Annotated in this window: 8 protein-coding genes and 1 pseudogene; 6 read left to right on the top strand and 3 right to left on the bottom strand. The window is 68.0% G+C overall.

The features are described 5' to 3' along the window. Together ACGFIQ_RS35680 and ACGFIQ_RS35675 are read left to right on the top strand one after the other, a co-directional pair. Window positions 1-3,473: DUF6531 domain-containing protein (locus tag ACGFIQ_RS35680; protein WP_393250654.1), on the top strand; the 3,473-nt coding region annotated here is incomplete at its 5' end. 14 nt (window positions 3,474-3,487) lie between these two features. Further along, a complete protein-coding gene (locus ACGFIQ_RS35675; RefSeq protein WP_393250658.1) occupies window positions 3,488-4,153 on the top strand; it encodes a hypothetical protein in 666 nt (221 codons plus the stop codon). A gap of 43 nt (window positions 4,154-4,196) precedes the next feature. Here the strand turns inward: ACGFIQ_RS35675 and ACGFIQ_RS35670 are convergent. Then, a pseudogene (locus ACGFIQ_RS35670) lies at window positions 4,197-4,541 on the bottom strand (DUF1501 domain-containing protein); the annotation flags it as partial. A 131-nt stretch (window positions 4,542-4,672) separates the two neighbouring features. Between ACGFIQ_RS35670 and ACGFIQ_RS35665 the strand changes: the two are divergent. From ACGFIQ_RS35665 to ACGFIQ_RS35650, 4 genes are read left to right on the top strand one after another with little or no spacing between them, the layout of a single operon-like run. After that, entirely contained in the window at window positions 4,673-6,253 is a 1,581-nt protein-coding gene (locus ACGFIQ_RS35665) for a hypothetical protein (protein WP_393250652.1), read from the top strand. After that, window positions 6,163-7,368, top strand: a complete 1,206-nt coding sequence (locus ACGFIQ_RS35660; protein WP_393250656.1) for an RHS repeat-associated core domain-containing protein — start codon at window positions 6,163-6,165, stop codon at window positions 7,366-7,368. The genes ACGFIQ_RS35665 and ACGFIQ_RS35660 overlap by 91 nt, the downstream gene beginning before the upstream one ends. After that, window positions 7,365-7,622, top strand: a complete 258-nt coding sequence (locus ACGFIQ_RS35655) for a hypothetical protein (RefSeq protein WP_393250650.1) — start codon at window positions 7,365-7,367, stop codon at window positions 7,620-7,622. The genes ACGFIQ_RS35660 and ACGFIQ_RS35655 overlap by 4 nt, the downstream gene beginning before the upstream one ends. Before the next feature lie 5 nt (window positions 7,623-7,627). After that, complete coding sequence (locus ACGFIQ_RS35650; RefSeq protein WP_393250648.1) at window positions 7,628-8,074, top strand: hypothetical protein; 447 nt, start codon at window positions 7,628-7,630, stop codon at window positions 8,072-8,074. A 21-nt stretch (window positions 8,075-8,095) separates the two neighbouring features. On the opposite strand, the gene ACGFIQ_RS35645 is transcribed toward ACGFIQ_RS35650, so the two are convergent. Both ACGFIQ_RS35645 and ACGFIQ_RS35640 read right to left on the bottom strand, forming a co-directional pair. After that, a complete protein-coding gene (locus ACGFIQ_RS35645; RefSeq protein WP_393250646.1) occupies window positions 8,096-9,349 on the bottom strand; it encodes a DUF1501 domain-containing protein in 1,254 nt (417 codons plus the stop codon). A gap of 1 nt (window position 9,350) precedes the next feature. Beyond that, window positions 9,351-10,619 carry a DUF1800 family protein gene (locus ACGFIQ_RS35640; RefSeq protein ID WP_393250644.1) on the bottom strand — a complete coding sequence of 423 codons (1,269 nt, stop codon included), beginning with the start codon at window positions 10,617-10,619 and terminating at the stop codon, window positions 9,351-9,353. Window positions 10,620-10,712: the final 93 nt, after the last annotated feature.

The following is a 10,712-nucleotide window of genomic DNA, read 5'->3' as shown; positions in this document are numbered from 1 at the left end:
ACCCGCGGGCCAATGGCATCGAGGCGATCAAGCGGTTGGCCCGGCTGGACCCGATCGACATCGCCTGTGGTGACATGGTGCTCACCCAGACTGACATCGAGTTGCCTGGTGCGTTGCCGGTGCTGTTGTCGCGGACGCATCTGTCGTCGTACCGGATGGGGAGTTGGTTCGGCCGGTCGTGGGCCTCCACGCTGGATCAGCGCATCGAGGTCGACGACACCGGCGTCTACGTCGCCACGGCCGACGGGATGACGTTGATCTACCCGGCCGGCGACGACGGTCGTGTCGACCGGCTGCCGACGGAGGGGCCGCGCTGGCCGTTGGAGCGGGATCTGGAGGGTGGCACCTACCAGGTCACCGATGCGGCACGGGGCTGGACGTGGCACTTCGGGCCGGTGCCCGGGAGCCCGGCGGGTCAGCTTCCTCTTGTCGCGTTGTCGGACCGCAATGGTCACCGGGTCGACGTGCGTCACGACGACAGCGGAGCGCCCGCCGAGTTGGTGCACTCCGGTGGTTACCGGGTTCTGGTGCGTACCGAGGAGAACCGGATCGTCGGGCTTGACCTCGCCGGAGACGACACCGACACCGATATTGAGGTGGTCCGGTTCGGCTATAACGAGGCCGGTGATCTGACCGAGGTGGTGAACTCCTCTGGGTTGCCGCTGCGTTTCGACTACGACATCGATGGGCGGGTCACTCGGTGGGCGGATCGTAACGGCACCGAGTACCGCTACACCTATGACGAGGACGGCCGTTGCGTCGCGACGTCCGGCACCGGCGGGTATCTGGCGGGTCTGCTGCGCTACGACAGCGAGGCCCGGACCACCACGGTGGTCGACTCGCTGGGCCACGCGAGCGTCTACGAGTTCAACGAGTTGCGGCAGGCCGAACGGGTCACGGATGCGTTGGGTAACGTCACCACGACGGTCTGGGATCGGTTTGATCGGAAGTTGTCCGAGACCGATGCGCTGGGGCGGACGACTCGTTGGTCCTACGATGACGACGGCAACCTGGTCGAGGTCACCCGCCCGGACGACACCCGCGCGACGGCGTCGTACAACGATCTGGGTCAGCCGGTCGTGGTCACCGACGTCGACGGGGCGATCTGGCGGCGCGCGTACGACGAGCGCGGCAACCTGACCATGGTCACCGACCCGGCCGGCGCGATCACCCGCTACGCCTACGACGACGCCGGCCACCTCACCGAGGTGACCGACGCCCTCGACAACACCCTGCTCGTGACCACCGACCCGACCGGGCTCGTCAGCCAGCTCACCGAGCCCACCGGCGCGGCGACACGTTACCGACGGGACTCCGGCGGACGGGTTGTCGAGGTGAGCGACCCGCTCGGCGGCACCACCCGCCTCGGCTGGACAGTCGAGGGGCGGTTGGCGTGGCGGCGCACCCCGGACGGGGCGAGCGAGGAATGGACCTACGACCCGGAAGGCAACCTGGTCACCCACACCGACCAGACCGGGGCGACCACCGAGTTCGACATCGGCCACTTCGACCTCCCGGTAGCGCGCACCGGCCCCGACGGCGCCCGACTCGCCTTCGCCTACGACACCGAGCTGCGGCTCACCACGGTCACCAACCCGCAAGGACTCAGCTGGTCCTACGACTACGACCCGGCCGGACGACTGATCGCCGAGACCGACTTCAACGGCCGCACCCAGACCTACACGCACGACGCCGCCGGCCAGGTCGTGACCCGCACCAACGGCGCCGGCCAGAGCATCGAACTGGCCCGCGACCTGTTGGGCAACGTCGTCGAGAAGCGCACCGCCGAGGGCGTCACCACCTTCCGGTACGACCCGGTAGGCCGCTTGCTACAGACCACCACACCCGAGGTCGAGCTTCGGTTCGACCGCGACCCGCTCGGCCGGGTGCTCGCCGAGATCCGCGATGGCCAGGTGGTCGCCTCGTCCTACGACGTGCTCGGCCGACGGACGCACCGGCGCACCCCCTCGGGCGTGGAAAGTGCCTGGGAGTACGACGGCCAACGGCCGGTGGCCCTGCACACCGGCGGCGCGACGGTCAGCTTCACCCACGACGCGGCCGGCCGGGAGACCAGACGGACGGTCGGCGGCCTTGCCCTGACCCAGAGCTGGGACGCCAACCACCGACTGCTCTCCCAGATCCTCACCGCGAGCCCGGCCGTCGACGGCGGCGTGCCCGACCTGGTCGCGCACCGGGCATACCAGTACCGTTCCGACGGTCACCTGACCGAAATCGCCGACCAGCTCACCGGCGAGCGCCGGCTGGAGTTGGACCGCGCCGGCCGGGTCACCGCCGTGCAGGCCGCCGAGTGGACCGAGCGGTACGCCTACGACGACGCGGGCAACGTCGCCAGCGCCACCTGGTCCGGCGACACGGGTGACGACAGTGATCGCGACGCTCGAGGCGAGCGGGAGTACACCGGCACCCTCATCCGCTTCGCCGGGAACGTGCGCTACGAGCACGACGCCGCCGGCCGGGTCACGCTGCGGCAGATCAAGCAACGTTCGACCAAGCCGCTGAGCTGGCGTTACACCTGGGACAGCGAGGATCGGCTGGTTGCGGTCACCACTCCGGACGGAAGTCGGTGGCGCTACCGGTACGACGCGCTGGGCCGGCGGGTCGCCAAGCAGCGTCTCGGCGCCGACGGTGGTGTGGTCGAGCATGTCGACTTTGCCTGGGACGGCCCGCGTTTGATCGAGCAGACCCATCGGGGCGAGGCCGGCGACAAGACCAGCACGTGGGAGTACGCCCCGGGCACGTTCACCCCGATCAGTCAGACCGACGACGTGGCTGACCAGGACGAGGTGGACCGCCGCTTCTACGCGATCGTCACCGACCTGGTCGGCACCCCCACCGAACTCGTCGCACCGGACGGCGAGGTCGCCTGGCAGCAGCGGAGCACCATCTGGGGCATCCCGACCCAGGTCAGCGCCACCGGCACCGACTGCCCGCTGCGGTTTCCCGGTCAAATCCACGACCCAGAAACCGGCGCCTCGTACAACTGCTTCCGGTACTACGAGCCCGAGAGTGCCCGCTACCTCTCGGCAGACCCGCTGGGCCTTTATCCCGGCCCGGACCCGCACCGCTATGTCGTCAACCCGTTGTATGAAATCGACCCATTCGGATTGGCGCCCTACAAGGTCCTTTACCACGGGTCGCAAAAGTTCGAGGGTACACAGTTCGCTCTGGACGTCGCGGTGGCAAGCAAGAGGCCGGGTACGCCCATCCCTGGCGTTCACCTCACCGACGATTTCACCCGAGCGGCCACCGGGTACGGCCGTGGAGGCCAAACCGTCCGGGTCGAGGTGCCAGACGACTTTGCGCAGTCGATCAAACAGATGGGCGGGCCGAACGGAAACCAGGAGGAGTTCTTCGTCAACACCCAGGAGGGGATCGATGTTCTCAACCAAGGAATCACCAACATAACGCCTACCAGCGAAGCGATCCCCCTGCATTTTATGGGCAATTTCTGAGCCAAGGAGTCGACGTGGAGTGCAAGACGGTCGAGCCGTCCGAGGTGTCGCTGGCCTACGACATCTTCGCGCCCCTGTGGGGACTGTTGCAGTTAGGCGCGGTGCGAGAGTGGGACGGTGCTTCCGCGTTCCGTCCGGTCTTCCTCAAATTTGTCACGGCCCGACGGGACAGCCTGGCCAGACTGTTGACAGGAATCCAGGCAGTCGCAGACCTTTCCGACGAGACGATGGCCATTTTCGAGGAGCAGGGTGGCTGGTCCGACGGCGATCCTGAATTCGTGCCGGATCAGCTTGGTGCCAGCCTCCTGATGTACTCCGGGTTCGTCGCGGAATACCCACTCGACTTCTCTGATGCTGATACCCTACGGCGGGTCATCGACGCCGGCACCGATCTGCAGCTGGTGAATCTGCTGCAAGGGTTGGTGGGTGCGGCGCTCGTTCGCGGACCTGAGATTCGGTCGGCCGCATCGCTCGTCACCGAATCGATGGGCATTGCCGCCGAGATCATCGCCGCGCACGCTGGTCCGGCTCTGGCAAGTACAGTCCGTTCATGGCGGATCGCGCATCTGGCGCCGGCCGTGCGTCCTGACTCGAACATGAGTGAGGCAAGAAGAGCGAGGTTGAGAGCCCTGGCTTTACAGGTGGAATCCAGCCTCGTCGTGAGCCGACCCGACCATTAGTCAGGCCGGTGAGGCTGAGTGGTTGGCTGCGGAAGCCGCCGGCCCTTCGCGCTCCGGTCACGAGGACTGGTCCGGCGGTGCCGTGGTCGGTGCCGTCGGAGGCGTTGGCGCGTACTCGTCTGCCGAATTCGCTGTAGACGACCACGGTGACCCGGCGGCCAGCGTCGGTGCCGGCCATGCGGTCCACGAAACCGGTCACGGCCGCGTCGAGTCGGGCGAGCAGTGCGTCCCGCGCGCCGAGCGCGCCAACCGAGGCGCGGCCTCTCCTTTGGCTCGGCGCGCGCTCATCCTGTGGACGCCCGTCACCCGATGGTGGTCCCGACCGCCGGGAGCGGACCGGCCGCGTGCTTGGCAGGCTCCGGCCGGGTTCGATCTTCCCGGTGTCCACTGGTCCTGACGGCCCGTCTCAGATGGCGAAGAATGCGACTGCGGCAATGGTCAGAGTTCGTCGTATTTCTATGTTCGAATGGCGTTAGGGCGACCTCATCGGAACTCGTCCTGGTCGGTGGTGCCGGGCGGGTGATTATCCCGGTGCGTACCGAGGAGAACCGGATCGTCGGGTTCGACCTCGCCGGGGACGACACCGATATCGGGTTGGTTCGCTTTGGCTACGACGAGGCCGGTGATTTGACCGAGGTGGTCAACTCCTCCGGGTTGCCGCTGCGGTTCGACTACGACATCGATGGGCGGGTCACTCGGTGGGCGGATCGTAACGGCACCGAGTACCGCTACACCTATGACGAGGACGGTCGCTGCGTCGCCACCGCCGGCACCGGCGGGTATCTGGCGGGTCTGCTGCGCTACGACACCGAGGCCCGGACCACCACTGTTGTCGACTCGCTGGGCCACGCGAGCGTCTACGCGCTCAACGAGTTGCGGCAGGCCGAACGGGTCACGGATGCGTTGGGTAACGTCACCACGACGGTCTGGGATCGGTTTGATCGGAAGTTGTCCGAGACCGATGCGCTGGGGCGGACGACTCGTTGGTCCTACGATGACGACGGCAACCTGGTCGAGGTCACCCGCCCGGACGGGGCGCGGGCGACCGTGTCGTACAACGATCTGGGTCAGCCGGTCGTGGTCACCGACGTCGACGGGGCGATCTGGCGGCGCGCGTACGACGAACGCGGCAACCTGACCATGGTCACCGACCCCATCGGTGCTGCGACCCGCTACCGCTACGACGATGCTGGCCACCTGACCGAGGTGACCGACGCCCTCGACAACACCCTGCTCGTGACCACCGACCCGACCGGGCTCGTCAGCCGCCTCACCGAGCCCACCGGTGCAGTGACCAGCTACCGGCGCGACCGGGCCGGACGGATCACCGAGGTGGCCGACCCGCTCGGCGGCACCACCCGCCTCGGCTGGACAGTCGAGGGGCGGCTGGCATGGCGGCGCACCCCGGACGGGGCGAGCGAGGAATGGACCTACGACCCGGAAGGCAACCTGGTCACCCACACCGACCAGACCGGGACAACCACCGAGTTCGACATCGGCCACTTCGACCTCCCGGTAGCGCGCACCGGCCCCGACGGCGCCCGACTCGCCTTCGCCTACGACACCGAGCTGCGCCTCACCACGGTCACCAACCCGCAAGGACTCGTCTGGCGCTACGACTACGACCCGGCCGGACGACTGATCGCCGAAACCGACTTCAACGGCCACACCCAGACCTACACCCTTGATGCCGCCGGCCAGGCCGTGGCCCGCACCAACGGCGCCGGGCAAAGCACCGAACTGGCCCGCGACCCGCTCGGCAACGTCGTGCAGAAACGCACCACCGAGGGCATCACCACCTTCGGGTACGACTCGGTCGGCCGACTGCTGGAGGCCAGCTCACCTGACGCTGATCTCCGGTTCGAGCGGGACCCACTGGGCCGGGTGCTGGCCGAGATCCGCGACGGGCAGGTGATCACCTCGTCCTACGACCTGCTCGGCCGAAGGACACAGCGGCGTACCCCTCGGGTGTGGAAAGTGCCTGGGAGTACAACGCCGGCAGCTGGCCGGTGTCGCTGCGCACCGCCGGGACGACGGTCAACTTCACCCACGACGCGGCCGGCCGGGAGACCAGGCGGACAATCGGCAGTCTCGCCCTGACCCAGAGCTGGGATGCCAACCACCGGCTGCTTTCTCAGGTTCTCACCGCTGGGCCCGCCACGAGCGGCACGGGCAGTGGCGTGCCGGACCTGGTCGCCCATCGGGCCTACCGGTATCGCGCCGACGGTTACCTAACCGGCGTCGCCGACCAGCTCACTGGCGAGCGCCGGTTGGAGTTGGACCGGGCTGGCCGGATCACGGCGGTGCGGGCCACCGAGTGGACTGAGCGGTACGCCTACGACGAGGCCGGCAACGTGACCAGCGCGTCCTGGCCAGATGCGGACCACGGCGGCGCGGCCCGGGGCGAGCGGGAGTACAGCGGCACCCTTATCCGACGGGCCGGCGACGTGCGTTACGAGCACGACGCTGCCGGGCGGGTCGTTCTGCGCCAGGTCAAGCAACGTTCGACCAAGCCGCTGACCTGGCGATACACCTGGGACAGTGAAGACCGGCTGATGGTTGTCACCAAGCCGGACGGCACCCGCTGGCGCTACCGGTACGACGCGCTCGGCCGACGGGTCGCCAAGCAGCGTCTCGATGCCGGCGGTGACGTGGTCGAGCAGATCGACTTCGCCTGGGATGGCCCGCGGCTCATTGAGCAGACCCACCTGAGTGCCGACGGTTACCGGACGAGCACCTGGGAGTACGCTCCCGACACGTTTATCCCGATCAGTCAGACCGACGCTCTGACCGGTCAGGACGAGGTGGACCGTCGCTTCTACGCGATCGTGTCAAACTTGGTGGGCACGCCCACCGAACTTGTCAGCCCGGACGGCGAGATTGTCTGGCAACAGCGGACCACCATCTGGGGGACCCCGACCCACGTCAGCGCGACCGGCACGGATTGTCCGCTGCGGTTTCCCGGTCAAATTCACGATCCGGAAACCGGTGCTTCGTACAACTACCACCGCTTCTACGATCCTGAGACCAGTCGGTACACTTCCACGGATCCGTTGGGGCTGGCACCAGGCCCGAACCCTCATCTCTATGTGACCAATCCGGTCCAGGAGTTCGATCCTCTGGGTCTCGCCCCAGGGGACTACAGCGAGATAAAGCGAGTTTCGGAACTGGCGTTCAAGGCTGGGCTGCGGACGACCCCGCCAGCATATTCGTGAAAAACAAGCACCTGTCCAGCTTCGATGGCAACTATGCCAAGTATGACACAGCTGACATCTCGCAAGCCCAGTCCTGGGTAGCGGAGGCGCTCAAGTCCGACCGGGCGGTCTTCCTGCCGAACAAGGAGGGCTCGTACAAGATCGAAGTAGATCTGGGTAGACGGGTCGGCACCCGGGGGCAGGAAGGGATTCGAATCCTCATAAATGATGCGGGTAAAGTTTTCAACAATTTTCCCTTCAATCCCGCAAGGTAGGCGTCGTGTTGGAATTTCGATATCGCAACTTCAACTCGGACGATCTGCAGGGCACGAGTATTGCCGAGTATCTGGTAAACCTTGAGGCAGATCTTCAGATCAATGCTGATGGCCTGGTTGTCTACGAGGAGCTGGCTTTCCCCGTGGTGGAGTTGGCACGCGACCTGATCGCCTGGTGTGCAGGAGGGGCGATGGAGCGCGGCGAGGACTTCGTCTTCGAGTCCCTGTCGTTCGACGAAACCGGGGCGGTGACCATCCGGATGGGCTTGGCTGGTTGGTCCATCGGTTCAGTCTTCGTACCCGACTCTTTCAGCCGGCAGTTACCCGCTGGAGAGATCGCAGCAGCCGTCCAGGTGTTCGCCGATGATCTGCGCCGGGAGATCGGGAGCCGAGGCTTCGATCCGTCGCTTCTTCCCTCCAGCGAGGCTGAGGTCGGGAGGGACTCGCTGTGATCCGAAGCTGACCCTGCCCGGTCAGCCGGCGCGGAACAGTGGGAGTGGTTCGCCCCCATAGCCGAGCAGGTACTGCTGCGGGTCCGCTTCGAGCACGGTGCCGAGCACGGCTCCGAACACGTCGCGGAAGTCGGTCGTGGCTTTGAGGTCGCCCTGGTCGAGGTCGGTGAGGCTGGGTGGTTGGCCGTGGAAGCCGCCGGCCACCCGCGCCCCGGCCACGAGCACCGGCCCGGCGGTGCCGTGGTCGGTGCCGTCGGAGGCGTTGGCGCGTACTCGTCTGCCGAATTCGCTGTAGACGACCACGGCGACGCGGCGGCCGGCGTCGGTGCCGGCCATGCGGTCCACGAAACCGGTCACGGCCGCGTCGAGTTGGGCGAGCAGGGCGTCCTGGGCGGCGCGTTCTCCGGCGTGGGTGTCGAAGCCGCCGAGGCTCACCGAGTACACGCGGGTGGGTACTCCCGCCTCGACGCAGCGGGCGACCAGCGCGAGCTGCGCGCCGAGCGCGCCACCGCCGCCGGTGCCGGTGGCGGTGGCGACCGGGGTCGCGTCGGTGGGGCTGGCGGCCGGGGCCACCGCCTCCCGGACCAACTGGCCCATGTCGACCAGGTCGGCGTACGCGGAGGCGGCCCGCGCCTGCATCGCCGACTCGCCGGCCTGCACCCGGCCGAGCGACGCCACCATCGCGGGGGCCACCCAGTCGGGCAGCTCCAACCCCTGGTAGCTGACGCAGGCACCGACCCGTCGACGTCCGACCAGCAGTGGCGGCAGCACCGGTTCGAAGCTGACCGCCGCCTCGACGGGGGCCTGTGTCTCGTCCAGCCAGCGTCCGACCCAGCCGGTGTCGGCCGGGCCGTTCGGCGCCGCGGTCTGCCAGATGTCCATGGACCGGAAGTGGCTGCGGTCCGGCTTCGGGTAGCCGACCCCGTGCACGATGGCGAGCCGACCGGTCGACCAGAGCCCCTGCAGGCCGCGCATTGCCGGGTGCAGACCGTGGTCGCCGTCCAACCGCAGCACCTGCTCCTCGGGGTACGCCAGCTCGGGCCGGGAGGCCCGGTAGGCCGGATCGGCGTACGGGATGACGGTGTTCAGCCCGTCGTTGCCGCCGTAGAGGGTGACCAGGACGACGGTGTCCACCGGACGCCGGACGACAGGCTGCTCGGGGTCGGCGGTGTCGAGCAGCCGGGACAGGGTGACCGCGCCGGCGCCGGCGGCGAGGGCGCCGCCGCCGACCACGCCGGAGGCGAGCAGGAACCGTCGTCGGGTGAGTCGGTCCATCTCAGGTCACCTGGTATTCCGGGCTGACCAGCCCGAGGGTGAGCATCAGGCGGGAGTTGGTGGTGCCGCGCAGCACCTCGTACGTGCGGTCGGTCCAGGTGTCCACGCAGAGCAGGTGGGCCACCTCCTCCGGGGTGAGCCGCTCCGGGCTGAGCTGGCTGGCGAGTTTGCCGGCCAGGGACAGCTTCAGCCGGGCGGCAGCCGAGGTCAGCCAGGCCACACCGGCGGGCCAACCGCCCACGCTGGGCGGGGCGAACGGGCGTTGCCCGAGCCCGCCGAGCCCGTCGAGCAGCCCGATGACCGTCTCCGCCGGGAGGGTGGCCGGTCGCAACCCGAGTTGTCGCAGCGCCCCGACCAGCCACTCGACCGGTTGTTTGACCATGGTGGCCCGGGTGGTCGGGAAGACCTCGTCGGCCAGCAGCGTCCGCAGCATCGGCAGCGGCTCGGGGAAGGCGGCGACCATCTCGTCGCTCGTGCGTTCCGGAATCGGTTGGGTGCTGGACGCGTATCGGTGCCAGAGTCGGGCCGCCACGAACCGGGGGCAGGCATCCTGTGCCAGCACCAGGTCGACGAGGCTGCCGACGGTGAAGTGTCTGGTGACGCCGAGGATGCTCGACGCGCCGTCGTGGTGGCGCCGAGGGTCGAAGACCGATCGCTGGCCGGCGAGGTCGATCCGCCAGCCGGTCAGCGCCAGGCCGGCGTGTTGCACGTCGGACTCGGTGTAGCGCCCGAGGCCGAGGGTGAACAATTCGAGAAGCTCCCGGGCGAGATTTTCGTTTGGTGCTTCCCGGCTGTTCAGTTGGCCGTCCAGCCAGTAGACGAGCGCCGGGTCGACGACCATCCGGTGGGCCATGTCGCGAAAGTCGCGAGATTCCCGTAAGGCGAGGTGTTGGGCCAACATCAGTTGCGGGCTCTTGACCTTGACGATCGAGGTGGCCCAGTGGCCGTGCCAGAAGAAGAGCAGTTTCTCCACGGCCTGGTGGTCGGCGACGGTCATCCGGTCCAGCCACCACTGGGTGAGGGTGGTCGCCTGCGCTCGACGCAGTCCGTCGGCTTCGACCCGCTGCGCCGCGGTGAGCTCGGGCGTGCCGGCGTACGGGTCCGGGCCGAGCGGAGGAATGGGCGCCCGGGTGGCGCCGATGTCGGGCCCCGTCGGGGTGGTCAGTGCGGTCAGGGTGGCGGTGAAGCCGGCCCGCCTCGCTGCCTCCAGCTCGTTGGCGGTCGGTCCGAACCCCGTTCGGCGTAGCAGCAGAGCCACGTCGTCGGTCATAGCGACACCATGGTGGGACCCTCAACAGGGAAGCGGCGTTTCACCATCATCCGGAATTTCCGCCCGTCGGCGACGGGTCGAGCTGCGCCCCGA

Origin of the sequence: Micromonospora sp. NPDC048898 (genome assembly GCF_043198035.1) — a bacterium.
In the GTDB taxonomy this organism is placed as follows: domain Bacteria; phylum Actinomycetota; class Actinomycetes; order Mycobacteriales; family Micromonosporaceae; genus Micromonospora.
Note: the sequence above shows the minus strand (reverse complement) of the source record. Positions and strands in the feature narration are given on the sequence as shown.